The sequence below is a fragment of the Infirmifilum tikiterense genome (assembly GCF_054696565.1).
On record NZ_CP182482.1, the window covers coordinates 944145 to 967415 of the forward strand.

Here is a 23271-nt window from a genome sequence, read left to right on the forward strand (position 1 = left end):
TTACTTATTAAATCAGCCCAAACGTGGGCACCTCGTTACGCGGCTAGTGTAAAAGGGCTAAAAAGTGAGATGTGCAAGAAATAAATTGTAGAAAGCGTAGTGTGTAAACGTGTCAAGCCCAATCCTGCGGGTAAGCTCTTCTGCCAGCCGGCTAGGCGCCGAGGAGGCTTTCGTTTACCTGGCGCGCAGTATGGAGCTAAGGCGCAAAGGCGTAGATGTAGTGTCTTTCGGAATCGGGCAGCCAGACTTTCAGCCCCCGCCGAATGTTATAGCGTATGCCAAGGAGGCCATGGACGCCGGCTATAACGGCTACGGTCCAAGTCTCGGGATGCCTGAGCTCAGGGAATCTATTGCGGATTTCCTGAACGAGAGGTACGGGTTGGACGTTCAGCCAGACGAGGTTGCGGTTACGGCTGGGGCGAAAGCGGCTGTCTTCATCGGTATGCTGGCCCTTTTGGAGCCGGGTGACGAAGTCATTCTCCCCGACCCCTCGTACCCGCTGTACGAGTCGGTAGCTAACTTCGTCGGCGCAAGAACCAGGTTCGTGAGACTGCACAGCGGGAACAATTACAAAATCCGTTTCGAGGACGTGGAAAAACTGGTATCGAGTAAGACTAGGATGGTAGTCATAAACTACCCTGAAAACCCCGTGGGCTCCACGATGGACAGGAAGGCTGTCGAGGCGCTAGTGGAGCTTGCCTATGAGAAGAGGTTTGTCGTACTATCGGATGAAATATACAACCACTTTGTCTACGAGAGCTCTCACTACTCGACACTGCAGACCGACCACTGGCGGGAAGTCGTCTACTACGTCAACGGCTTCTCGAAGACTTTTGGGATGACGGGCTGGAGGCTCGGCTATGTCGTTTCAAACAGGGAGCTCTTATCTAAGCTCTCCGTCATCGCCAACAACATGTACTCCTGCCCTGTAACCTTCGCCCAGATAGCGGCGGCAAAGGCTCTAAGGGACGGCCTCGAGTGGTTCAAGCCCATACTGGATCAGTACAGACGTAGGCGAGACCTTATATACAATAGGCTCCTCTCGATAAGAGGTGTGAAGGTGGTAAAACCCGAAGGAGCGTTCTACATCTTCCCGGATTTCTCAGATGTCATACGAGCGAAGGGCGTAAAGAACGAGAGGGAGCTTGCAGACAAACTGTTGGAGGAAAAGGGAGTCGTGGTACTACCGGGAACAGCTTTCCCCAAGGAGGCGGGTGTTAACCATCTGAGGTTCTCCTTCGCGGTCAGAGAGGAGGATATAGAGAAGGGCATTGAGAGGATAAAAGCCTGGGTTGCAGAGTGAGAGAAACCTTTCCGAATAACCCGAGAATAAATTTTTAATTTTGGCGTTGATTATTTCCGCAGATAGAGCTTGAACGCCGTGATCAAGATCTCGCTCTGCGGCCCTGGCGGCGTTGGCAAGACAAGCTTAGCTAGGGTCTTCACCGGTAACCCGTTTAACGCGAGCGAGAGGATAACCGTAGGTATACAGCACTTCTTCAGAAAGCTGAGCCTCGACAATATCGGTGAGATAAGCGTGGCGATCTGGGATCTTGGGGGAGAGCACCGCTTCCGCTTCCTCGCCCCCGCTTTCCTGAAGGGCGCTAAGGGCTTGATGTATGTCTACGATATAACTCGGGAGGAGACATTCGCGGAAATAGAAAACTGGCGCAAGATAGCCGAGCAGGTGCTGGGCTCCGTGCCCTCAGTGTTAGTCGGCAACAAGAAGGATCTGGAGGAGTACAGGGTGGTTCCGAGGGAATTAGCTGAATATTACGCGCGGATGCACGGCTTCATAGGCTACTACGAGGTATCGGCCAAGCAGCAACTGGACGTCAAGGAACCGTTCCTAGATCTCGTTAAGGCCGCTTTAGCAAAGAGGTGAGTAGATGAGCGAGGTCAGCGCGGTGAGAATAGTCAAAGCGAGGTGTCCCAGGTGCGGCGAGGTCTTTCCGATAATGCTCACCACCGAGCTGCTCGAGGAGGCGAAAAGCAACCCTCTAGGCTTGGTTGGCGTAGCTATACCGCACTCGGATCACGTGCTTGTGGCATACTTCGATCGAAATGGGGCTGAGCGGGGTACGAGGGTTTTCGTCACTCTTCAAGCGCCGGAAAAGGGTCTACACGAGGTCTGCATACCTCTAGGGGACGTCAAAGGGCTACGCAACATCGCAGGCTTCGTGATAGAGTCGAGGAAGCTCAACCTCAGGCTAGTGTACTCGACGCGAAGCATCAGCACCTCCATCAAGGTCTCTGCCCCTGATACCAGCCTCGAAGTGGACTTTCAGCGGGACGTGAGCTACAGCCACGCACGGGCCTGGCTCGAGCTCTTGGTAGATGTCCTGGAGCACTCCTACTCCACCCTACCGCTAGACTACATAAACACTCTGCGAATCTTCGACGTAATGGTGGAGGAGCAACCCTTCACCTACGCAAAGCAGGTTTTCTGGCTTGTGGCCAACGCCTCCACGATCGCAATAAAGCCCAGGTTGCCCGAGTCTCTCCTGGTGAAGAAGTACAGACCCACAATCCTCTACGAGAAATACAACGGCAATTTCGTGTCACGCGTGATAGAATCCGGCGGAAAGGTGAGCGACATCCTAGGGTCCGAGGCCCCCCAGGTGCTCTTCTCGTACGCTGAGACTGTTCTATCACTGTACAGGCGGGGCGTGATCGACCTGGTGATCGAGTGATGTCTTCAGACGAAGCCATTTACGACGCTTTAACGCTAATCCTGCCGGAGGCTATCCGCGCGCTCCAGGAAGCCAACCACCCGAAGCTCGAGGCCCTCGAAGCCTTAAAGGCGGATCTCCCCCTCTTGGTAGTTGCCGCGAATGAAAGGCTGAAGATGACCCCCCTAACCCCTGAGGATCAGCAGCTTCAAGAGCTCTTCAGATACACCGTTACCGCTCTAGTGAAGATACACAGGGACGGCGACTGGCGTCCCTACGTTTTTATGAACGAGCTATTCTACGAGGCACTTCCTGTGAAGAGAATAGTCGACTGGATACTTAACATCGTCTCCATTCCTCCCTCACCAGCTGTCGGCGAAGTCGGCAACATAACACCTCTGGTACTGGGGAAGACTGCTGACAGGCTTGGCGGGAAGCAGTTTCTCCTGCTTGAAAGGGCTAGCTGGGAAAACGGCCTATTTCGGGAAGTAATAGATGAGTACGTACGTCGCTACTCTATGAACCTGGATCTCGTCAACCTCGAGAACGTTCAGGAGGTGAGTAAGCTCAAAGAGTCCCTTGATATGCTCTTCGTAGGCCCTATAGGAGGCTGGAAGCTGGGGTGGATGGGCGTGCTGATACTAGCATCCCATGTTCTGAAGAGGAGAGGAGTGCTTACAGCCGTTATACCCTTGAATGCGCGCGAGGGGATGAAGACACTCTTAAGTTTGCTGGGTATCCCACCATACCCTGATGTGAAACGGCTCGTCGATGACATGCAGAGGTGGCGGTTTACAGGAGTCAGGCTTAACAAGGATAGGGGTTTCGCAGGGATTGTGGCGGTAAAGAGGTAAGGTTTCATGAATATTCTTTACGTGCCCGAGCCCTTGAGGTCACCTGCCGCCCCCCTTTTCGTGTCCGATGAGGGTTCACCAGCCGTGGCTTTGCTGGACGATGAGCTAAGACCAGTAAAGTGTTACGACTCTGATGGAGCGCAGATTAGGTGCCCTGAGGGCTTCAGCCTAAAATCCGAGGAGGTTATCGTCGTGGGAGGCGCTGCTGGGGAGGTCGTGGCTTCCTACCTTAACGCCCAGTACGTCAACGAGAGAAGAGTAAAACTGAGTAAAGCATATCTACCAGGAAGGATTGAGACCCTCATCGAAGCTGTTCGAGAAGCCACAGTGAACTCAGACAAGGAACCGGTAATCCCCGGGTCGATACTTGCTGTCTTACCTGGAAGCATTCTCCGCAAGCGAAGCTGGGGCGCGGCCCTTATAGCAAAAACCGAGGACTCAAAAACGAGCATAGTGGCCGAGCTTCTCTTCGACCAGAATCTGAGAATCATAGGTGAAAAGTCAGCTGACCTCGAGGAGCTTGAGCGCTTCGACTACTGGTGGCAACCCCCCTGGGAGAACCTCTTCGCACACGGGAAATACATGCGAAGGTTACTAGAGATTCTCTCCGAGCGCCCCGTCGAGAAGATCCCACAGCAGGTACTCTCCGGCGGGCACCCCTCGCCGCAGTCCCTGATCGAGAGCCTGGCATCGTATATTTCAGGGCGCAAGCTCGAGGTCGTCGGCAGAAGGAGCTTGAAGAAAGTCGTAATTTACATAGACGAGAGGATTGTAAAGCCATCACAGGGGTACGTGGGAGTCGTCTTGATTAAAAACTCTCAGAGGAAAGTGCACGCCAGGTGGTACTTTGACGAGAAGTTCCGCCTGACCGGCTTCGACAATGTGCCGCCCGAAGCCGTGTCCGGTATAGACGCTGAGATAGCTATTGGCAGGGTTCCCCGCGAAGTGCAAGCACGTCTGCCCGAGGCTCTCGCCGCCTTTCTCGTAAGGATTGCTCTGCTCACACCGGTGAGGATAGTCGACTACTTGGCGGTAAAAGCGCATAGGTGGTACGAGATCGCCCTACTTTGAGGCCAGCTTGTATCCTCTCAGGAACTTATAGATCCGAGTGTAATCCTCCTCCCCTAACCCCCCGCTATTAGAGGCGAGTAAAAGCGCTTGAGCCATAGCGGCTATGTGAGGCAGCGCGAACCCTTTTTCGGCTCCAGAGCGAGCCGCGTAGTTCATGTCTTTAGCCGCGAGGCTCATCTTAAAGCTCACAGGGTACGTCTCCGATAAGAGCCTGTTCCCGTACCTCTCCACTATAGGCTTAATCCACAAGTCCCCAGCTATTTCGAAAAGCTTTTGAGGGGTGACTCCCCAAGCCTCGGCCAGAACCAGTGCCTCAGCTAACCCCATCATCGCGGAGAAATAGATGCTGTTAAGTGCGAGCTTAACGGCCAAAGCCTCCTCTACACCTCCCACATAGTGTAAACTCTTAAACAGGGCCTCCCGGTAAGCTTTAATCTCGTCAAGCTTCTCCACATCACCCCCAGCTATGCCGACGAGCTCGCCGCGCGCCGCATCAGCAGGACCCCCCATCACGGGAATCGCGACATAGAAAAGTCCTCTTCTCCGCGCCTCCTGGAACATTTTCCCCGAGTGCATTGGGGTAACTGTCGAGTGATTCACCACTAACGCCCCTTTAGGTGCACTGGCGAAAACCTGCTCAAGGACCGACTCGGAGGCTTCGTCATCGGATACCATTATCGCTATAATTCCGGCTTCCTCAACAGCACCTCCAATATCCGCCGCAACCCTAACTCCGTGAGACGCGAGGGGCATCGCTTTCTCCAAGGTTCTATTCCAAGCCGTTACGCTGAACCCGCTTTCAGCGAGGCGCCTAGCCATATTGTAGCCCATGAGCCCCGTTCCGAGAAAAGCCACTTTCTGCATAGCAAAAAGAGGATTAGGTGGGGTAATTATATAAGTTTCACTACAACCAAGTTTAAACGAGGTGACTTGAATGGAGCCGGTGAAAGCCCTAGAGATCATTGAGAAGAGCCTACAGGAGAAAGGCTACTCAACCAGACGCACTGTAGAAGAAGGGGAGTACGTGCTAGAAGTGTCTTCAAGCCACAGGAAAGCTAAGATACGTTTCCACCAAGAAGGGGGTAAGCTCGTAGAGCTTAGATTAAGGTACGAAGACACCCCAGGTCTCACAGTGCTAAAGTGCGATAAGTACGAGCGTTTCGTTTCGTGCATAGAGGACCTTATCTCTAGATTTTAGAAGGTAAGAGTTTTTAATCAAAAATTGCGGATAACTTAACTAGGATGAAGCTAAAACACATCCTCCTATTTCTCTTTTTTTATACTTGTACTTTATGAGGTGATCGAGTTATACGTAATATTCTCCGTACAGCCAGCATACATCGAAATTTCTAGAGTTAACAAGACGGGTCCCGGTAACTACTCAATTGAAGTGACCTTATACTTCCCTAATGACTACCTCCTCCCCGTTAGGCTGGGCGAGCTCGCTTTAACAGCCCTCTGCCCTAATGGAAGCAGTTTTCGCGCATCCCTATCCAACGTGACGCTCATGCCCAGGATCGTTAACATAATACGTTTTAGAGCTCATACAGACATGCTCCCTAGCGGGGGAGGTTGCAAGGTCGTCTGTAGCTGGGCTCCGGATCCGCTCCCAGTCTATCTGCTTGGAATCCACGTGCTGAACTTCACGCGGGAGGACGAGATTCAAACGGGGTTAGAGAAAATGCCCTTTGTGTGGGCAGGGTGGAGAAGCTTCGCTGTAAAGTCGGGGAACTGCACGTACTTCGAAGTGTACACTTACCCTCCATCGGCGTACGAGGCGAGAGTGGTTGCAGACTATCTCTCAATGCCAGGGATACCCGTCTACTCCGTAACAGGTTTCGGCCACGGCATCCACGAGTTCTGCCCGCGAGAACCCTCATCATTCAGGTTAAAAGGTTACTACATTGTTGTGCTTTCTGAGGGAAAATCGTGGCAGCAGGCTGATAGCTACCCGCCGAGGCTCAGCGTATCCCCCTAACGTTTCCCGGTTAAGTTTTAAACTAGCAGAGAAGTTTGGCTCTTGTGCTCTACATTGTGTTCACGACGGGAAGATGCAATCTTAAGTGTGACTACTGCGGTGGAAGTTTTCCGCCTAGTAAGGTGCCTTGGAGCATCTCCTATAATCCTGAAAGTCTCAAAAGGTTAGTTGAGAGAGATCCCGATGCAACCGTGGCATTTTACGGCGGGGAACCCCTCCTCAACTCCCGCTTCATTAGGTGGGTTATGGACAATGTTCGCGCGAAGCACTTCGTCATACAAACTAACGGCACACTCTACAAACTTCTCCCAGATGATTACTGGTTGAGGTTCGACACCGTTCTTCTATCGATCGATGGTAGGCCCAGCACCACGGACAGGCATCGAGGGCAAGGTGTTTACCAGAGGGTCATCGAAGCCGCTAAGCACCTCCGAGAAATCGGCTTTCAAGGCGACCTTGTTGCGCGCATGACGGTTACGGAGGACACAGACATATACGAGGACGTCAAGCACTTGCTTGAGCTTAACCTTTTCAGTCACGTTCACTGGCAGCTCGACGTTGTTTGGAGCGACCGGTGGAAGAGCTTCGAGAGGTGGAGGGATGAGAGCTACCTCCCAGGATTGAGGAAGCTCATGAGGGCATGGATTCTGGAGATAAGAAAGGGCAGGGTTTTAGGGATAGCGCCCTTCAAGGCAATAGCCTCACAGGCTATCTTTGGGAACGTGTACCCAGCCCCGCCATGCGGGTCCGGCGTGAACTCGGTCTCGGTTCTAACAAATGGGAGAATAACCGCCTGCCCGATAGCTGTCGAGGAGCGGTGGGCGGAGCTGGGGAGGCTGGAGAGGGGTTTCACGCTGAAGAATGCTTGGATACAGGAGCCTTGCAGACAGTGCCCCTACTTCAGGTTTTGCGGTGGGCGATGCCTTTACGCGTACATCGAGAGATACTGGGGGGACAAAGGTTTCCAGGCTGTGTGCAGGGCTACAAAGGAGCTCGTAAACCTCGTGCTCGCATCGATACCCCTGCTGCTCTCAGCGCTTGACAAGGGCCTCATAAAAAGCGGCGACCTCCTGTACCCCCCTTTTAACAACACCGTAGAAGTCATACCCTGAAAAGTATCCACTTTTCAGGGCGCAAACTTAAAAAACCGTCTCTGCAGGTCAAGGGTAATGCTCACCCTCTCCGCAGCCATCGAGGTGATTTCCCTCACGGCGAGCGGTGCCCTGTCGCCGGGCCCCTTAACCTTCGCGGCTTTACTGGGAGGGAGACAGGGCGGTTGGAAATACGGCTTTCTCGCGGCACTGGGACACATGCTTTTCGAGCTCCCCTTATACCTCCTGCTGAGCCTAGGGGCTTACCAGCTGCTCCAGGCAAAAGAGGTAAAGAAGGTCGTTTCAGGTGTTGGAGGCCTCGTGATCCTCTACTTCGTGTACCTGGGGTTGCGCGACTTATCCAAAGGCAACTCGGATAGTAAGGTGAGCGAAGTAAAATTCTCGGATGCGGGACCCATAGCCGTTGGCTTCACATTCACGGCGCTTAACCCCTACTTCTTAGCTTGGTGGGCCACTATTGGGGTGAAAATGATATCCGACGTTATGGACTCCTCGTTCGGCCTGATGAGCGCGATTTCCTACTACCCGGTTCACGTGTGGATGGACTTCGCGTGGCTGTCCTTCGTCGCCTTCGCGGCGCAAAAAGGGCTTTCTGCCGTGCGCACCCTCTCCAGGGCTATACAACTGCTGTTGCTGCTGCTAATGGTGCTCTATGCCTTTGTTTTTCTATCAGGGGCTCTTACATAAATTAATTATATATAGTTTTTCCAGGTAGATTACGCGCTTGAGTATGCCTCGCGTCGAAGATGTAGCCCTAATTCACGCCCCGAGCGTGTACGACTTCAGGCAACTGAAATACGTTCACTATGGACCCATAAGCGACGTTATACCCTCGAAACCAGTGTTCGACATGTACCCCGCCGGCTTCTTCTACCTGGCCTCGTACCTTGAGAAGAGGGGGGTTAAAACGGGGATCTACAACGTCGCGGCTAGAATGGTGAACGAGCCTTCACTCGACGTGCCTCGCCTCCTTAAAGGGATAAAAGCCAAGGTTTATGGACTGGACCTGCACTGGCTCGTCCACGCCCACGGTGCGATCGAGCTTGCGAGAATGCTGAAGGAGATCCACGGCGCCCCAATCGTGGTGGGCGGCCTTTCCGCAACCTACTACTGGCGGGAAATACTCGGAAAGTACAGCTTTATAGACTTCGTTGTCCTCGGGGACACGACGGAGCCGGTATTCTACGAGCTTGTGGAGGCTCTCGAGAAAGGCGACGCGGCAAGGCTCCGGGAAATACCTAACCTAGCGTTCCGCGAGAACGGCAGGATACGTTACACGGGTATTAGGTACGTGCCTTTAGAGCTCGACGACCTTAAGCCCGACTACAGCGTAGTTCTAAGGGTGATGGTGCGTAGCGGCCTGAGGAACTCTCTCCCGTGGAGCTCGTTCCTTAAGCATCCTGTTACAGCCGTGATCACGTACAAAGGATGCCCGTTTAACTGTCTGGGGTGCGGCGGAAGTAACTTCGCGTACAGGGTGCTGTTCCACCGGAAAGGGCTCGGCGTGAAGACTCCAAAAACGCTGGCCGACGAGTTCCGTGAAATAACCGAGAGGCTGAAAGCCCCCATCTTCTTCGTCAACGACCTTCAGCCCCTAGGCAGGAAGTACATAGAGGAGCTCACGTTGCTCCTAAGCCAGGAGAAGAGCGACGTTGAGATATTCTTCGAGTTCTTCACGCCCCCAACCCGCGATGTGCTAGAGCTTTACCGCCGGGCCGGTGACAGGGTGTACCTCCAGATCTCTCCTGAGTCGCACGACGAGAGGGTCAGAAGAAACTACGGGAGGCCTTACGGGAACGATGCTGTCAAGAAGCTCGTGAAGAACGTTAGAGAGCTGGGGTTCGAGCGCCTTGACACCTACTTCTTGGTGGGTCTCCCCTTGCAGACACCTGAGAACGTGAAAGGCCTGGGGGACTTCTACCTGGAACTACATGAGATCGGGAAGGAAACGCTCGACGCTTTCGTTGCGCCGCTCGCACCCTTTGTGGACCCCGGTAGCCCGGCATTTCACTCGCCTCAGAAGTACGGGTACAGGATCCTAGCGCACACCCTTGAGCAGCACCGCCAACTGCTCTTGGCAGAAAAGTGGTACGGGATGCTGAACTACGAGACGGAGTGGATGACGAGGAGAGACGTAGCGGAAGCTACGTACAATGCCGTTGAAGCTCTCACGAGGGCTAAGTTCACCGCGGGAATCATAGACGAGGAGTACTATAACAGCGTGGTGGAGTCGATTAGCAGCGCTAGAAAAGGAACGCCTAAATACGGACTGGACTCTAAGGAGACATTAAAGGAGGAGGAGCTTTACCCGGCAAAGCGCCTGGCGATCAGCTATCTTACAGCAAGGTCCATAGCCGAGATTCTGAAGTGCAAGATCGGTCTCTAGCCTCACGTCTTCTCCTCGTGAATCTCAAAGTACTCTCCGGCTACTTCCTCGACGATTGCGTCCAAACCCCCGATCCTCAAAACCCCACTCCCCGTATCCACTTTAAAGTGAGCGTAGCCGGCCGGAAGATCTAAAACAGCGTCTACTATCCTACCCTCCACTTCCACTCTCGCACCCGTATCCACTTCATACCCTCTGGCTTTCAGCCTGAGCTTCTTATCCTCCAAGAGCATACGCCTCGTCTCGTACAAGGCCATCCTGTGGAAGGTGAACTTCAGGGGGAAATCCCACTTCTCATCGACGACAACCCTCGCGCTGACCCACCTGTTCACAAAGTCGTGTGAAAGGTAGTCGACGAGCGTTCTCTCTTCAATGAGGAACCCATGCCTCATGGGTAGAGTGGGCCTAGCCTTTAGCACGCCGCCCAAGCCCGAGTCGACAACAACGACAATATCTCCGGAAATCGCTACCCTAAGCTTCCTAAGGAAGGGCATGTCCTCCACTATAAACTTGGCTCCCCTCTCACCCAGGGCGTACGAGAGAACATAAACGCTCACCCCTCTCTTAATCGCGTCTTCTATCTTGTCGCTCAAGAGGTGTATGAACTTAATGTCCCCCATTACCAGCGCGTCGATCTTCGCCTCGTCCAGCATCTCAGCCATCCTGTTCTTTGCAACCTCAGGCTCTCGGATAATCCAGACACCGAACCTTTCCTCGGGTGTAGGCCTCGAAATGCTCTTCATATACTCGAGAGCTCTCTTCGCCAACCCGTCAAACTCCTTCATGAACATGCTCAGCAGGATCTCAGGCTTCACCGCACGGTACTTCTTGGGCCTCCCCCCAAGCTCCTCTATATAACCCTTAGAGGAAAGCCTCGTAAGCGCCACGTGAATCTGAGGCCTATGCCTGACAAGGTAGTCCGAGATTTCCGGAGCGCTGAGCGGCCCTTTCTCGAGAAGTATAAGGTACAGCTCGGCCTCTAGCCCGGTGAGCCCGAGCATTTTCAATAGTTGAATAGCGCTGTCTCTGGGAGAACCCGGGGTGGGTCCCTCAACAGCTCCCTCGGTCATCCTTATCTCGCCGAAAAGAATCCCCAGTACAGATATTAATACTTATTCATAAGTTATTTATCAAAGCTATCGAAACCATATTTTCTCGCTAGAACATCGTAGAGCTCGGCTATTGCTATCACCGTGTTGGCGACCTCGACTGCCCGACTACCGAAGATGTAGACGTTAGGTTCCACGTGGTCTGCACCCACGTCTATTAGGACGTTGCAGTCGGGACACTCATCTAAAAGCACGGGAGCTGCGGCAGCAACAGGGTTTGCTGACGGGTACTCCTGACTGCTGAACTCCTTGAACTTCAAATCCATGGTTACGAGAGCCTCCTCGATTAGCTTATCATGCTTGATGTTGATAACTGCCCTGTATTTGCCTCCAATCGATAGTAGGATTCCTCCCAGATGCTTACTTGCCCCGAACTCGGGCTTCCTGTACAGTATCCCTCCCTTTTTATCGGGTGAGATTCTTCCGGGAACAGCTGCTATATCGTGGAGGCTTTTAGCACCGGGGACCGCTACCGCTAAGTTCGTGAGAACTTCAGGGATGAGTTTCGGGAAGTGTCTCGATGATGAAAGCACGAGAAGCGCTCTCTCCATGTCTGCCATCACAAGCCCACGACTCACGTCGAGATCCGGGTAAACAACCTTGGTACATATGTAGCACTCGCTTTTCCTCCAACCGTACCTCTCATGCGCCCTGCAAGCATCTCCACTGGCAAGGACTAACCACCAGTATCTGTTCGCCAGAGTTCCAGCCTCGTTGATATCTCCTTTGGCTATAAGTTCGGCCACCTTACTCGCTACTGCCTCAATCTCCTTAACTTGAACGCTAATATCCTCCAAGTCCTTCGTTAGAGTGCTCTTCGAGCTTCTGAGGATTTTGCTGACGGCAGCCTGTGTGACTCCGAGAGAGCGAGCTATATCTGTCTGAGAGAACCCCCTTTTACGGAGCTCATGGGCAAGAACCCTCCTGAAAGCTGGGATAAACAAGTTGAAGGCAACTCCTTCTGGGAACATCCTACCTATATGTCACTCGCAAAAAACGCAGTTATAAATCTTCTTGTTAGAGAACAATTGATGAAAGTATAACTGGTTAATGCACGGCGTTTTCCTCATAACTAAGTTATTAATAATACGGGAAAATTCCACGAATTTTCCAGAAAAATTTATAAACGAGTTATTGAAAAATAGTGTTGAGAATAATGGGGAAGAAGGTTAACGTAATAGAGCTGGTTCTCACCGCATCCCTCTCTGCGGTCATCGGAGCTATTTTCCTAGTCTGGTCAAACATCGTTTGGGACCTTACAAAGCTTCTGCTGGGCTTGCTATTCGTGCCAATAATCTACGGCATGTGGTTTATAGGCGCAACAGTGCCGGCCTACATTATAAGGAAGCCGGGGGTAGCCTTGCTTGGAGAGTTCCTAGCCTCGGTACTAGAGCTTGCGTACGGCTCCCAGTTCGCGTCGACCGCGCCCCTCTACGGCTTCATGCAGGGCTTAATGTCAGAGCTGGTATTTATGCTCACGAAGTATAAGAGGTGGGGCTGGCTTACAATGGCTCTGGCCGGAGCGGCACCCGCACTATGGGCAGCGCCAGCTGACACTATTCTCTCCGGGATAACCGAACCATTAACCCCGGAGCAGTGTGTCGTCTTCTGGTCCCTCTACTTCGTGAGCGGAGCACTGATAGCTGGCGTGCTTGTAAAAGCAGTAGTAGATGCCGTGGTAAAAAATACCCCGATACTTGACGCATTTGAGGTCGCGAAGTCGGTGAAAAATGTTTGAGCCTAGTTTCAGTGAGGTCGTTAAGCGTATCGGTAGGCTATAGAAACTTCCCCGTACTGAAAGACATTTCTTTCTCGCTCGAAAAGGGCGAGGCCCTGCTAGTTGTCGGACCAACTGGCGCGGGGAAATCAACCCTCCTATTAACCCTAAGCGGTGTTATACCAGAGCTCGTTCACGGTAAAGTTGAAGGAGAAGTAAGGGTAGCCGACCACAACCCTACGGAAGAGGGGTTAAAGGGTTTAGCAGGAGACGTTGGCATCGTATTCCAGGACCCGGAAGCCCAGGTCGTTATGGAAACCGTTTTCGACGAAGTCGCATTCCCCCTGGAGAACCTTCGCTATAACAGGGATGAGATAACTAGGCGGGTAGAAGATGCCCTGCTCAAAGCGGGCCTCACAAAGTACTCATCCGAGGAGACAGACCAGCTGTCAACCGGCCTGAAGCAGAGGCTCGCTCTGGCCAGCGCCTTATCCTACGAGCCGAAAGTCCTTCTTCTGGACGAGCCCACGTCGCACATCGACCCGGCTTCTTCGAAGAGGATATACGCGGTGCTAAAGTCGTACAAGGAGAGAGGCGGGTCGCTCATCGTGGTGGAGCACAGGCTAGAGTACGCTGAGGGCATTATTGACAAAATTCTCTTCATCGACGCCGGGAAAGGCGTGCTTTGCAGAAGTTTCGAGGAGCTCGTAGCCAAGGTCGGCCTAGAAGGCCTCACCGAGGCGGGGGTATGGCTCCCCACAACCCTGCTTGGGCGATTTTCCATGAACGCTCCCACGGTTCCAACCGATCGGCTAACTCCAGGAGCAAACACCGTTGTGAAGACCGTGAACCTAAGTGTCAGAGCCAACGGGAAGCGCATACTAAACAACATTTCACTCGAAGTGCGGGAAGGCGAGATAGTGGCTATTATAGGCCCCAACGGAAGCGGGAAGACCACCCTTTTAAAAACCTTAGCTGGCTTCACTAGGAGGTATACCGGAGAGGTTAGCGTTCTCGGCGGCCCCCCAGACTACAGTAAGGCCGCCTACACCACGCAGGTACCAGAGCTGCAATTCACTGAGCGCACAGTCGCTGAAGAGGTGGCGTCCTCTCTGCTTGTTAGGGGCTTTTCGAAGCAGGAAGCTTTGAAGGTTGCCAGGCGGGAGCTTGAAGCGCGGGGGCTCGCCCACCTGTCCGACAGGCTACTCTATGAGATAAGCCAAGGTGAGAAAAGGCTTATCTCGCTCCTGGAGACAGAGCTTCTCGACAGGAATCTCTACCTCCTCGACGAGCCGACCTTCGGCCTAGATTTCAAAAACACTCTAAGCGTTTTAAGTTGGGTGAGACGGCTCGCCTCAAAGGGTAAAACTGTGCTGTTTGTCACACACGACTCGTGGGTTCTCCCCTTACTACCTCTTACAGCGGTTGTTGGCTTGTCAGAGGGAACCGTGGTATTCAGAGGAACACTCCAAGAGCTTCTTGTCCGAAAGAACGTGTGGGACCGGCTAGCTTTCCTGCCGCCTGCGGAGTTGGCTGAAGAGTCGAGCGTAAGTGGAGCTGCTAGGGCCATAGAGAATTACAGGAATAAGGTGGTAGGCGTATATGAGTTCTCTAAGAGAGCTCAACCCCACAGTTAAGCTCATCTCGGTAACGTTGGCGATATTCCACGTAGCTCTCCTGCAAAATGCTTACGTTACACTATCTCATGTAGCCTTCTCTCTCCTCCTCGTCTTCGCGTCAAGGCCGCGGATTAACAGAGCAGTAGTCTTCGGCATTGCATCTACGATTGTAGGGTACACGTGGGTTACCTACACGCTCTACGTGCTCAACTTGAAGCTAGACCCGCATACGGCTCTGGCCAAGACTCTGTTGCTCTCCTCTAGGATAGCCGTCATAGTGCTCTACTCGGTCTTCTTCGCGACGACCACGAAGCCCAGGGACCTAGCCACCTCGCTAACCATGCAGCTGAGGGTTCCCTACGAGTACGCGTTCATGACCTTCGTCACTCTCAGGATGTTTCCACTGATTAAACGCGACCTAGAGAACGTGCTCGCGTTCAGAAAGGTTAAAGGCTATGTAAGGCTCAGTAAACCCTGGACAGCCATCTTCTCAGTAGTAACTCCTCTGCTCTTCACCGTGGTTAGGCGAGCCGTACTGATGGGGATCTCCATGGAGGCGAGAGGCTTCGGAAAATTCCCAGAGAGGACCTTCGTAAGTGAGACGCGGGTAGCCCCTCGAGACGTGCTCTTCCTACTTCTTTTCCTCCTTCTCGTAGCGTGCACGACTATCCTCTCCTACAGCATCGGGGCCCCTATCGGGCTCTCACTTTAAGATAGCCTCTTTAGCCTTGCGGAAGTCTTTCACACCGTAAATGCAGTTCCAGGGCCTAGCCTCTACCTCTTTTATGTGCTTTCCACCACCCACCAGTACCCCCACGCTCTTCTTCTCGGCGATCACCGCACCGAGGCTGTACGTGCCACCCATCCCAAGCTGGCTCTGAGTAATCGGCACAATGTGGGCAAAGCCAAACAGGTATCCGAGAAGCGGTCTAACCACCACGATATCGCTCACGGCGTCCTTCCTGACCACCCTCTCCCACTTTCTGAGAAAACCACCTCTAATAACAGCCGACCTTGCCGTGATTCTGTAGACGAAACTCCTCCTGTAGCTGTCCACTCCGAAAATCCCAGCAACAGACGCCAGACCCAGCACCAAAAGCCTAGTCGCGTACCCTACTTGCCCGGGGTAAAGGAACCTCAGTAGCTCCGCTAGCGCGTAGCTCGTGAGGTTGAAGATGAGAGGTTTGATGTCCACTCGAGCTAGCCAGTTAAGAACGCCGATCAGGGTCGCTATCAATGCCCCAGACGCGTAGAAGAAGCTGTAAGGCTCGCTTAGGCCTGTAGCCCAGTTTAGCACTGGAGCGAGGGGGGACAATGCTGACCTTGCACCCTCCGGCATTGAAACATAAAAGACGAAGGAGATAATCTGGCTCAGCAGAGGTAGGAAGTAGAGGATGTACAGTCCCAGGAATGACGCGGGATGCGGCTTACCGCTCCACAGAACCTCCTCGGATTCCATGTAAACAAAAACAACATGTGAAGTTTTTAAACCAACTGCGAGGTTTTTCTCACAAACTCATTTCTCTCCAATCGTTTGACGAGAATAGCGGCTAGAAGCACGGAGGCAAGCGTCTGTCCGAATATGTCCCTCCTGAGGGAGTCGAGAGCCGGGACAAAACCCTTTACGTACACGTTGACGACGAAGTACGTAAAGCTCATCACGAGGCCCGCCGTGATCATAACCACAACTTGAGTTCGGAGGCTCTTACCCTCCCCCATACCGGCTATAAAGCCCTGGAGCCCGTGAGCCATCAGCGTAACATACCACCTCGGGTACCCAACCACGATGTCAGCTATAGTCGGTCCAAGCAACCCCACCGCGAGGCCCACTTTGCTCCCAAACAGGAGCCCTGCCAGGTAGATTATAGTGTCTCCAACGTGCGTGTAGCCGCCCGTTGGGCTCGGGAGCCTTGGAAAATAAGTCAGTATTGCAGTTAAGGCAGAGAAGATGGCCACTATTGCAAGGAAGACGCTCCGCTTTTTCTGGCTCACAAGAAGGTTACTCTCTGAGTGAGGCTTAAACTTTACCCTTTAGGAGCTGTTGCACCTTGGAAAGATACCTTGCGACTTTAACGGCCTGGCCGCTAACCTCCACAACTTCGCCCCCCTCTATCACAAAGTGCTTGACCGTTGTACTCCTGCCCGTGACCCTTAAAGCCTCCTCTACCGCGTGGTGCAGGCCCACGCAGTGGGGGGAACCGTCCACGGTTAGCACGGAAACCTCCTCCAGCTCCATCCTGGCGAACATGGAGGCAAGCTTAAGCGCAACCACGTTGAAGTGCTCCGCCTCCAGGCAGACAGCCAGTGGAACTCTACCGGCTCTAAACTTCTCGAAGATTTCGGGGTACTCGTCTCTAACGCAGGACCCGTACACTAGGACTCTCCGCACATCCCGTAGGAGCCTGGAAGCAACATTGGTTTCGGTGAGCCTTCTGTAGGCGAACTCGCTCAAGGCTTCACACCTTTATGCTTGTGAGGCTGTCGAACACGAGCTCCCCGCCCAGCTTGATCTTCTCCAGAAGCTCCTCCTCGGAAACCATCCTCTTTTCGGGCTCGAGGAGGTGACCGTTCACCAGCAGAAGAGCCGCGGCCTTGACCCTCCTGAGCATCGCTAGGGAGAAAAGCGTTGCACACTCCATCTCGACAGTTAAAGCACCAACGCCAGCCCACTTTTCCGCGACACTCTTGTCCTCCGCGTAGAAAGCGTCGCTACTGACGACAGGGCCCGCGTGCACTCTCAACCCCCTCTGGAGCCCCTTAGTGTAAAGCGTCCAAGCCAAGACAAGGTCTGGAGCAGCCGAGACCGTTAAGTCACCGAAGTACTGTCTAAAGAGCCCCCCGTGAATGTAGTGAGCGGCAGTGGGGACAACGAAGTCCCCGATACCAACTTCCTTGCTAATCCCCCCTGTAGTCCCGAGCCTGACAATCACCCTAGCTCCAGCCTGTATAAGCTCCTCGAATACTATCGCAGCGCCAGGGCCCCCCATACCGTGCGTGGCAACGGTTATGTCCAGACCCCTCCAAGTCCCGTTGTAGACAAGTAGCCCTCTGTTCTCGCTCACAAGCTCAGGTCTGATGAGCATGCTTGAGAGAAGCCTAGCCCTTCCCGGGTCGCCAACCACAACAACGCGGGGTGCCACGCGCATAGCTTTAATGTGAAAAGGCATACTTTTACTTCGTAAGACTTATTTTTTATTATTATCGCTTCCTTACCGCGTAGAGAAAACTTTGGTTAGGGGCGCTTTCATCAACCACAATGTACGTCGTGTACTCAGCCCCCAGGGCTTCGCTAAGTTTCTTGGCGGTCGAAAAGCCCTCATGCACCTCGACGACTATTCTCTGGACGTCGTAGTGCTCAAGAGCGGCCTTCGACGCGGATAGGACGCGGTACTCGACTCCCTCGACGTCGACTTTAAGGAGGTCGATCCTCTCAAACCCTGACAGCCGGAAAACATCATCGAGGGTGATCTTCGGAACCCATCGTTCGCCGACGACGCTCGTGTACTCCTCAACGTACTCGCGGAGCAGGGAAGAGTTTACCATGCTTTCCCCCACGTAGAGTTTACCCAAACCTCTTTCACTGTCCACAGCCGAGCATATGACCCTAGCCCTACCGTTGAGCCCGTGCAGTGCGATATTCCAGTGAGTGTACACGCAGGAAAGCGGGTTGGCCTCCACAGCCACGGCCCTGGAACTCTTTGAGAGAAGCAACGACCTAACTGTGAAGAAGCCGAGGTAAGCGCCTAGATCCACAATTCGCGACGCTGTTTCAGGCGAGAACTCCGCAAGCCTCTCATAATCCCTGTAGACGAATATGTGCTCCAAGCTACGTCTAGCCTCTCTGACCTCGCCCACCGGGACTGCGAACGCGTACGGTGGCAGCAGAACTACGGTGCTACGAGCTCCGAGCAGCTTCGGTATGGTTGAGATCCGCTCGAGAAAGCCTAGGGAATAAGACAGGGCCTCCATTGAACCTGCCTACAGCCTGACAGAGACCGCGGCGTCGAGAACTGCGCGAGAGGCCCTGTCGACAGCGTCGCGGAGCTCCTCCGCTGTAGCCATCTTCTGATACGCCTCTCCTAAGACATCGCTGATGACGAATGCCGCTCCTGCTTTCACCCCCCGGATCCTCGACAAAACCATTAGCGAGGCGGCCTCCATGTCCACGGCTATCATACCCCGCTTCACCCACTCATTGAGGAAGTCCACACCGGCGTAAAAGTTGTCGCTGCTGATCACTGGTCCCAGGAAGTAGCGCAAGCCATACTCCTCAGCTTTCTCCACCAGTCTACGCAGAACCTCGTAGTCAGGCACAGCGGCCATGCAGTCCCCCCGGGTGTATGTGCTAAGCGTGCCGCCCGGAATGTAAGAAGCCCCGGTAGCGATCACGAAATCGCCGACGCGCATGTCCTTCAGGAACCCCCCACATGTCCCAAACCTGATAATGAGCCTTGCACCGAGCATTATGAGCTCCTCAAACACGATGGAAGCTGAAGGGGCGCCGATGCCGTGCGTCGCGACGGTCACGTCAACGCCTTTCCACCTGCCAGTGTAGACAAGGAACCCTCTGTTCTCGTTTACCAGCCTCGCCCCCTCTAAAAGGCTTGAGAGTTGCCTTACGCGTGCAGGGTCCCCTGAAGCTATTACTCGAGGAGCGATGTCTTCGGGTCGAGCTAGTATGTGTAAAGGCTTAGCCATTGCTACAACCGCGCGTTGCTCCTATATTTCCTTTACTCTTATCCTCTTTTCAAGATCGGGGTTCTCGTCTAGGGCCCTCCTGAGGACGCTTGTCGCCGCCGCCTCAGCCTGGTGGATGACTCTCTCCTCGTCGAGGCTCACGTGCCTCCCACCACGCACAGCAACCTTGCCCTTCACGATGACGTTGTCAACGTCCCCTGCTGTGGCCGAGTACACGACGAGGGAGTAGGGGTTGAACAGCGGCCTAAGGTGGGGTTTTTTGGCATCAATCAAGACAATGTCTGCTTCGAAGCCCCTCTTAATGATCCCAGTTCTCAGCCCAAGGGACCTGGCAGCACCCCTCGTAGCCATCTCGAGGACGTCGTAGGCGCTCCACAGGTTGGGTTTTTCCAACATCATCCTCTGGCCGTAGATGAGCACCCGCATCTCCTCAAAGAAGTCTATGTTGTCGTTGTAGCACGGGGCGTCCGTACCAATCGCCACGCTACCACCAAGTTGCCAGTAGTCGTAGGCGTGGAAGCGGACACCGGATAGAAGGTATGTGGAGGGGCACTGCACAATAGCGCTGCCGCTGTGCGCCAGGAGAGCCCTCTCCTGCGGGTCAGCGTAGTTCGCGTGAGCAACGATAGTTTTAGCACCTAGCAACCCCAGCCTCAGAGCGTACCTCACGGGCGTATCCCCCGTCCTCTCGCGAACAACTTTGAGCTCTCTCTCAGTCTGCGCTAAGTGCATGTGGATGAACAGCCCATCTTCCCGCGCTTTCTCAGCCATGAACACGAGGTTCTCCCGGTTCACAGTATCAGTAGCATGGGGGGCGAGAGCGGGCGTCACGAGGCTGTGGCCGCGCCACCTCTTAACGAAGTCAAGAGCCTTTGCAAGCTCGACAGGTCCGCTGAAGGGGCCGTCAACGTCCATGTACGTGTGGCCCAGCAGGCCGCGGACACCCACCTCCACGACTGCGCGGGCTATTTCATCCATGAAGAAGTAGTGATCAGCCAGGAGCGTGACTCCACTCTTCACAGCTTCAAGCGCGCCAAGAAGGCCAAGCTTGTAGGCTGTCGAGCCATCTAAGCTCTTCTCGAGAGGCCAGAAAACGCTGTAAATAACGTCGCTAGCATCCGACGCAAGTCCCCTAAAACCCGCCATCGCGACGTGCGTATGCATGTCGATGAGGCCCGGCAGAGCGATTTTTTCTCGACCGTCTATCACCTCGTCGGGCTGCCCGTATGCCGACACTATGCTGGAGTAGTCGCCAATAGCCTCTATTACACCATCCTTAATAAGCAACGACTGCCTTCTTAGGATGCTACCGTACCCATCCATCGTGATTACGAGCTCTGGGTTCTTAATTATTATCGAGCTCACGTGAGGTACTCTCCTACCCCTCTATTATGCTTTTACCAATTAGGGAGCAGTGAGATGGCGCTATACCAAGGTATTATCTCTGAATTATTATCATAAAGCATAGAATTATCCGGAAATAAAAACGTAACTTATAAAATAACTTGCTCTAATTTCTACTTAAAAGTTACATTAAAATAGAATCAGCCCAACTCATTCTTCATGAAAAGTGGGATGCAGTCAATAAATGTAGAAATAATGGTGGAAGTTAGCAGAACAACATATGTACTACGAGGTTTGGGCAACGTTTCTCATAATCTATATTCCAAGATATGATTAACGTATTACGTATTCCGTATTACAGAAATCACTGTATAAAATAGATAAGTTCGGGGAAATTTCCTGGTAAGTACTTATCTGGCTCAGCCTTAACTGGAGTAGAAAGAGATAACTTTCAGTTCGCTCTTTCAGTTAGACAATGCTGAAAATATACCTACATCCCCGTTGTAGCGATTCATGGCACGTCTACCAGCTATTGGAGCGAAATTCTCTCCTCAGCCTGGTGAAATTGACCAACACCGAAGAGCACCCTCTCCTCGCTTTATCTAAAGGGGTTTTCTCCGTTCCAGCCTTCGAGTTGAAAGACCAGGTCGTCCTCCAGGGATACTTCACCGAAGAAGACGTAGTTTTACTCGCTAAAGATGGTCACTTGCGTATAAGATCGACTAGCGAGGCGTTAGATAGGCTGATGAAAAGTATATTCTCATCATTCCTTGTTGCGGCGGCTGTGTACGTATCTGGAACCTTCAAGGTTCTACTGGACGCCCGAGACTACTTACTGTCAGCGAGCGGAGCGTTCTTTCTTCCGGAACAAGAAACATTCCTTCAAGCGGCCAGGGAGAAACTGACCCAGGCGTCGATCGACGACTCTAACAGAAGGAGCTTTCACAGAATAATCGCCGGAAACTACGTGCGTGACCTCTACTGGTTGACTGGCACACCTCCGAGGAGAGACACTATAGAGAAACTCGGTCTCAACTTCTTCTGCGACTGGCTTCTCCTGCGCGCCTCTATAGGTAGAGTGTTCGTACCCCAATCCAGCCCCCAAGCCAGCTTAGACGTAAGGGTGCGTGAAGCGTGGGAGTACACTCTGGAGAAGGCGGACGCCATAGCCGGAAAGGTATTGGAGGAGCAGGCGAAAATACCTAGAGACTGGCTGAGAGCCCAAACCACTTAACACACGCACTTGATCAAGCTTTTGCGCATTTTTCGTCAAGTTTTCCACGGGAGGCCTGTTATTTTAAGAGTTTGATGCAGTTTTGCGTTCACAAAACAGCGTATTACCCTCGTACTACGCCTTTGCGCTGTTTTGCACATGGCGGGAAGAAACCGGAAGTTGGGGAAAATGCTTAGAAAAAGCCTGCTTAAGCTAAGCTCAGCTCGACAACGCACTTCTGGCCGTCCTTCCTAAGGGGGAGACCGTTGGCTTTAGCCCCGGTGTAGCCGCTCAGAAGCCCGGGGATGGGGCACAGAGGCTCGGTGAGGTCAGCGCCGCCGACAGCTCTGGGGCAGATCCTGCAGGTCGAGCTGTCGATCGTGACTCTTAGGGTCTGGCCGTCACGCGCGGCCTCCAAGCTACCGGCGAAGCCCAGAAGCCCGTTCAGGAACACGGCGGCTTCAGCCGGGTCCTCCGGGGCCCCGTACTCCTCCCTGAGAGCCTTCCCGACCCTGGCCATCGCGCCCTTCACGATCGCGTACTTGAGGAACCCCTCGTCGCGGAAGGCCGCGAAGGACTTAGCTATGAAGAAGTGGTGCGGCTGGACACCCCTCCTGAGGATCTCCTCCCTGCTCACCTCCCACCACCTCCTTGCACCGGAACCTGAGCTAGTATCGCTACGCGCACACCCCTCTCGTGGCCGTTCGCGTCGAAATGTATTAGCAGCGCGTGGTCGCCGTGGGGCACAGCCACCACGGCTAGGCCGGTCGGCGAGGCTTTAGCCTCCTCCACGACCCTAGGCCCCACGCTGACGAGCACTTCTCCCCCGCACCTCGGGCACTTAACACGAGCCAACCTGAAACTGTCCATATCCGTCACGTTTCTTACTTAATGGGTGGGGCTTTAAAAAGGATTTAGTTCAAAACCCCGGGAGCGTTTTCCCGTGGAAAAGGCACTTATCCAGCCTCAGAGCGTGAGTCAGTGGCCGAAGCGGTGAGGTCGCCGGCCGCGCCTGACTGGGTGATGAGCGCTGGGTTGTGGGAGGTTTTGAACTAAATCCTTTTTAAAGCTCGGCCCCCAGCTCTGCTCGGTGGCAGTTGTGCGGGGCTCCTACGTGAACGTAAGGCTGAGCATCAACGGGGAGGAGCTGCTAGTGCCCGTGGTGGGCGAGAGTAGCGTCGCCGTCGAGAACCGGGAGCCGCGGCCAGCAAACCTGAGGCTGGAGCTCGTCGGAGCGGAGTGGTCCCCAGTGCCCGTTGTGCTCAAAGTCGAGGTTAACGGCAAAGCGGTCTACATAGGGAGGAGCACGAGGAGCGGCGAGTCGTGGAGCTTCCAGGTGCCGCCTAAGGGGGAGGTCACGTTAAGGTTCACGGTTGTGGCTCCCCCGCGCTTAGCCGCGGCTAGCGCTCCCTCCGTTTCGCTGAGGGTGTCCTTCGAGCAGGCGGCACCGAAACCCCTTATACGCCGATAGAAACATATTTGTATATATCTCCCTTCC

Annotated in this window: 27 protein-coding genes; 15 read left to right on the plus strand and 12 right to left on the minus strand. The window is 53.7% G+C overall.

From position 1 onward, the window contains the following. Positions 1 to 190 precede the first annotated feature (190 nt). The 5 genes from ACNO7C_RS05220 to ACNO7C_RS05240 all read left to right on the plus strand — a co-directional run bounded on the left by ACNO7C_RS05220 (position 191) and on the right by ACNO7C_RS05240 (position 4597). A complete protein-coding gene (locus tag ACNO7C_RS05220) occupies positions 191 to 1303 on the plus strand; it encodes a pyridoxal phosphate-dependent aminotransferase (protein WP_460024065.1) in 1113 nt (370 codons plus the stop codon). Positions 1304 to 1381: 78 nt separating this feature from the next. Beyond that, the gene (locus ACNO7C_RS05225) at positions 1382 to 1885 is read left to right on the plus strand and encodes a Rab family GTPase (RefSeq protein WP_460025908.1); all 504 of its coding nucleotides are present in this window, start codon (positions 1382 to 1384) and stop codon (positions 1883 to 1885) included. A 4-nt stretch (positions 1886 to 1889) separates the two neighbouring features. Then, on the plus strand, positions 1890 to 2693 hold the full coding sequence (locus ACNO7C_RS05230) for a hypothetical protein (protein ID WP_460024066.1): 804 nt from the start codon (positions 1890 to 1892) through the stop codon (positions 2691 to 2693). Then, entirely contained in the window at positions 2693 to 3526 is an 834-nt protein-coding gene (locus ACNO7C_RS05235; protein ID WP_460024067.1) for a hypothetical protein, read from the plus strand. Before ACNO7C_RS05230 ends, ACNO7C_RS05235 begins: the two co-directional genes overlap by 1 nt. An 84-nt stretch (positions 3527 to 3610) precedes the next feature. Then, positions 3611 to 4597 carry a hypothetical protein gene (locus tag ACNO7C_RS05240; RefSeq protein WP_460024068.1) on the plus strand — a complete coding sequence of 329 codons (987 nt, stop codon included), beginning with the start codon at positions 3611 to 3613 and terminating at the stop codon, positions 4595 to 4597. Here ACNO7C_RS05240 and ACNO7C_RS05245 read toward each other — a convergent pair. After that, complete coding sequence (locus ACNO7C_RS05245) at positions 4589 to 5461, minus strand: NAD(P)-dependent oxidoreductase (protein ID WP_460024069.1); 873 nt, start codon at positions 5459 to 5461, stop codon at positions 4589 to 4591. The two genes, ACNO7C_RS05240 and ACNO7C_RS05245, sit on opposite strands and share 9 nt — an antisense overlap. A gap of 70 nt (positions 5462 to 5531) precedes the next feature. Between ACNO7C_RS05245 and ACNO7C_RS05250 the strand changes: the two genes are divergently transcribed. The 5 genes from ACNO7C_RS05250 (at position 5532) to ACNO7C_RS05270 (ending at position 10073) form a co-directional block, all read left to right on the plus strand. After that, a complete protein-coding gene (locus ACNO7C_RS05250; protein ID WP_460024070.1) occupies positions 5532 to 5795 on the plus strand; it encodes a hypothetical protein in 264 nt (87 codons plus the stop codon). A 99-nt stretch (positions 5796 to 5894) separates the two neighbouring features. Next, positions 5895 to 6575 (plus strand): hypothetical protein, encoded by a 681-nt coding sequence (locus ACNO7C_RS05255; protein WP_460024071.1) that lies wholly within the window; start codon positions 5895 to 5897, stop codon positions 6573 to 6575. Between the two features lie 44 nt (positions 6576 to 6619). Further along, positions 6620 to 7687, plus strand: a complete 1068-nt coding sequence (locus ACNO7C_RS05260; RefSeq protein ID WP_460024072.1) for a TIGR04084 family radical SAM/SPASM domain-containing protein — start codon at positions 6620 to 6622, stop codon at positions 7685 to 7687. 57 nt (positions 7688 to 7744) lie between these two features. Beyond that, complete coding sequence (locus ACNO7C_RS05265) at positions 7745 to 8374, plus strand: LysE family transporter (RefSeq protein ID WP_460024073.1); 630 nt, start codon at positions 7745 to 7747, stop codon at positions 8372 to 8374. Positions 8375 to 8417: 43 nt separating this feature from the next. Then, positions 8418 to 10073 (plus strand): TIGR04190 family B12-binding domain/radical SAM domain protein, encoded by a 1656-nt coding sequence (locus tag ACNO7C_RS05270; RefSeq protein WP_460024074.1) that lies wholly within the window; start codon positions 8418 to 8420, stop codon positions 10071 to 10073. A 2-nt stretch (positions 10074 to 10075) separates the two neighbouring features. On the opposite strand, the gene ACNO7C_RS05275 is transcribed toward ACNO7C_RS05270, so the two are convergent. Beyond that, positions 10076 to 11143 (minus strand): TrmB family transcriptional regulator, encoded by a 1068-nt coding sequence (locus ACNO7C_RS05275; protein ID WP_460024075.1) that lies wholly within the window; start codon positions 11141 to 11143, stop codon positions 10076 to 10078. Between the two features lie 53 nt (positions 11144 to 11196). Beyond that, positions 11197 to 12153, minus strand: coding sequence for a thiamine-phosphate synthase family protein (locus ACNO7C_RS05280; RefSeq protein ID WP_460024076.1), 957 nt, complete (start codon positions 12151 to 12153; stop codon positions 11197 to 11199). Positions 12154 to 12338: 185 nt separating this feature from the next. Here ACNO7C_RS05280 and ACNO7C_RS05285 point away from each other — a divergent pair, with 185 nt between their 5' ends. Genes ACNO7C_RS05285 through ACNO7C_RS05295 form a run of 3 tightly spaced genes read left to right on the plus strand, consistent with a single transcriptional unit; the run spans position 12339 to position 15230 of the window. After that, positions 12339 to 12920, plus strand: coding sequence for an ECF transporter S component (locus ACNO7C_RS05285; protein ID WP_460024077.1), 582 nt, complete (start codon positions 12339 to 12341; stop codon positions 12918 to 12920). Continuing rightward, positions 12917 to 14536: an ABC transporter ATP-binding protein gene (locus ACNO7C_RS05290; protein ID WP_460024078.1), complete on the plus strand. Its 1620-nt coding sequence runs from the start codon at positions 12917 to 12919 to the stop codon at positions 14534 to 14536. The genes ACNO7C_RS05285 and ACNO7C_RS05290 overlap by 4 nt, the downstream gene beginning before the upstream one ends. Next, complete coding sequence (locus tag ACNO7C_RS05295) at positions 14502 to 15230, plus strand: energy-coupling factor transporter transmembrane component T family protein (protein ID WP_460024079.1); 729 nt, start codon at positions 14502 to 14504, stop codon at positions 15228 to 15230. The genes ACNO7C_RS05290 and ACNO7C_RS05295 overlap by 35 nt, the downstream gene beginning before the upstream one ends. Here the strand turns inward: ACNO7C_RS05295 and ACNO7C_RS05300 are convergent. The 7 genes from ACNO7C_RS05300 to ACNO7C_RS05330 are packed head-to-tail and all read right to left on the minus strand — an operon-like array spanning position 15222 to position 20581. After that, positions 15222 to 15977 (minus strand): PH domain-containing protein, encoded by a 756-nt coding sequence (locus tag ACNO7C_RS05300; protein WP_460024080.1) that lies wholly within the window; start codon positions 15975 to 15977, stop codon positions 15222 to 15224. The two genes, ACNO7C_RS05295 and ACNO7C_RS05300, sit on opposite strands and share 9 nt — an antisense overlap. A gap of 26 nt (positions 15978 to 16003) precedes the next feature. Continuing rightward, entirely contained in the window at positions 16004 to 16510 is a 507-nt protein-coding gene (locus ACNO7C_RS05305; protein WP_460024081.1) for an ECF transporter S component, read from the minus strand. Positions 16511 to 16535: 25 nt separating this feature from the next. Next, positions 16536 to 16970 carry a 4Fe-4S ferredoxin gene (locus ACNO7C_RS05310; RefSeq protein ID WP_460024082.1) on the minus strand — a complete coding sequence of 145 codons (435 nt, stop codon included), beginning with the start codon at positions 16968 to 16970 and terminating at the stop codon, positions 16536 to 16538. A gap of 4 nt (positions 16971 to 16974) precedes the next feature. Then, complete coding sequence (locus tag ACNO7C_RS05315) at positions 16975 to 17664, minus strand: purine-nucleoside phosphorylase (protein ID WP_460024083.1); 690 nt, start codon at positions 17662 to 17664, stop codon at positions 16975 to 16977. A gap of 52 nt (positions 17665 to 17716) precedes the next feature. Beyond that, the gene (locus ACNO7C_RS05320) at positions 17717 to 18487 is read right to left on the minus strand and encodes an FkbM family methyltransferase (RefSeq protein WP_460024084.1); all 771 of its coding nucleotides are present in this window, start codon (positions 18485 to 18487) and stop codon (positions 17717 to 17719) included. Between the two features lie 9 nt (positions 18488 to 18496). Then, positions 18497 to 19216: a purine-nucleoside phosphorylase gene (locus ACNO7C_RS05325; protein ID WP_460024085.1), complete on the minus strand. Its 720-nt coding sequence runs from the start codon at positions 19214 to 19216 to the stop codon at positions 18497 to 18499. A 21-nt stretch (positions 19217 to 19237) separates the two neighbouring features. After that, complete coding sequence (locus tag ACNO7C_RS05330; protein WP_460024086.1) at positions 19238 to 20581, minus strand: amidohydrolase family protein; 1344 nt, start codon at positions 20579 to 20581, stop codon at positions 19238 to 19240. 454 nt (positions 20582 to 21035) lie between these two features. Between ACNO7C_RS05330 and ACNO7C_RS05335 the strand changes: the two genes are divergently transcribed. Next, positions 21036 to 21794, plus strand: a complete 759-nt coding sequence (locus ACNO7C_RS05335) for a hypothetical protein (RefSeq protein ID WP_460024087.1) — start codon at positions 21036 to 21038, stop codon at positions 21792 to 21794. Positions 21795 to 21981: 187 nt separating this feature from the next. Here ACNO7C_RS05335 and ACNO7C_RS05340 read toward each other — a convergent pair whose 3' ends face one another. Continuing rightward, positions 21982 to 22410 (minus strand): hypothetical protein, encoded by a 429-nt coding sequence (locus ACNO7C_RS05340; RefSeq protein WP_460024088.1) that lies wholly within the window; start codon positions 22408 to 22410, stop codon positions 21982 to 21984. Then, positions 22407 to 22643, minus strand: coding sequence for a hypothetical protein (locus ACNO7C_RS05345; RefSeq protein WP_460024089.1), 237 nt, complete (start codon positions 22641 to 22643; stop codon positions 22407 to 22409). The genes ACNO7C_RS05340 and ACNO7C_RS05345 overlap by 4 nt, the downstream gene beginning before the upstream one ends. A 220-nt stretch (positions 22644 to 22863) precedes the next feature. On the opposite strand from ACNO7C_RS05345, the gene ACNO7C_RS05350 reads away from it, so the two are divergent. Then, on the plus strand, positions 22864 to 23244 hold the full coding sequence (locus tag ACNO7C_RS05350) for a hypothetical protein (protein WP_460024090.1): 381 nt from the start codon (positions 22864 to 22866) through the stop codon (positions 23242 to 23244). Positions 23245 to 23271 lie beyond the last annotated feature (27 nt).

Coding starts and splice junctions, on each gene's coding strand:
- ACNO7C_RS05245 (WP_460024069.1), bottom strand. CDS start 5,461: ATGCAGAAAGTGGCTTTTCTCGGAACGGGGCTCATGGGCTACAATATG.
- ACNO7C_RS05345 (WP_460024089.1), bottom strand. CDS start 22,643: ATGGACAGTTTCAGGTTGGCTCGTGTTAAGTGCCCGAGGTGCGGGGGA.
- ACNO7C_RS05270 (WP_460024074.1), top strand. CDS start 8,418: ATGCCTCGCGTCGAAGATGTAGCCCTAATTCACGCCCCGAGCGTGTAC.
- ACNO7C_RS05315 (WP_460024083.1), bottom strand. CDS start 17,664: ATGCGCGTGGCACCCCGCGTTGTTGTGGTTGGCGACCCGGGAAGGGCT.
- ACNO7C_RS05325 (WP_460024085.1), bottom strand. CDS start 19,216: ATGGCTAAGCCTTTACACATACTAGCTCGACCCGAAGACATCGCTCCT.
- ACNO7C_RS05235 (WP_460024067.1), top strand. CDS start 2,693: ATGTCTTCAGACGAAGCCATTTACGACGCTTTAACGCTAATCCTGCCG.
- ACNO7C_RS05320 (WP_460024084.1), bottom strand. CDS start 18,487: ATGGAGGCCCTGTCTTATTCCCTAGGCTTTCTCGAGCGGATCTCAACC.
- ACNO7C_RS05265 (WP_460024073.1), top strand. CDS start 7,745: ATGCTCACCCTCTCCGCAGCCATCGAGGTGATTTCCCTCACGGCGAGC.
- ACNO7C_RS05300 (WP_460024080.1), bottom strand. CDS start 15,977: ATGGAATCCGAGGAGGTTCTGTGGAGCGGTAAGCCGCATCCCGCGTCA.
- ACNO7C_RS05275 (WP_460024075.1), bottom strand. CDS start 11,143: ATGACCGAGGGAGCTGTTGAGGGACCCACCCCGGGTTCTCCCAGAGAC.
- ACNO7C_RS05230 (WP_460024066.1), top strand. CDS start 1,890: ATGAGCGAGGTCAGCGCGGTGAGAATAGTCAAAGCGAGGTGTCCCAGG.
- ACNO7C_RS05250 (WP_460024070.1), top strand. CDS start 5,532: ATGGAGCCGGTGAAAGCCCTAGAGATCATTGAGAAGAGCCTACAGGAG.
- ACNO7C_RS05285 (WP_460024077.1), top strand. CDS start 12,339: ATGGGGAAGAAGGTTAACGTAATAGAGCTGGTTCTCACCGCATCCCTC.
- ACNO7C_RS05335 (WP_460024087.1), top strand. CDS start 21,036: ATGCTGAAAATATACCTACATCCCCGTTGTAGCGATTCATGGCACGTC.
- ACNO7C_RS05295 (WP_460024079.1), top strand. CDS start 14,502: ATGAGTTCTCTAAGAGAGCTCAACCCCACAGTTAAGCTCATCTCGGTA.
- ACNO7C_RS05220 (WP_460024065.1), top strand. CDS start 191: ATGGAGCTAAGGCGCAAAGGCGTAGATGTAGTGTCTTTCGGAATCGGG.
- ACNO7C_RS05280 (WP_460024076.1), bottom strand. CDS start 12,153: ATGTTCCCAGAAGGAGTTGCCTTCAACTTGTTTATCCCAGCTTTCAGG.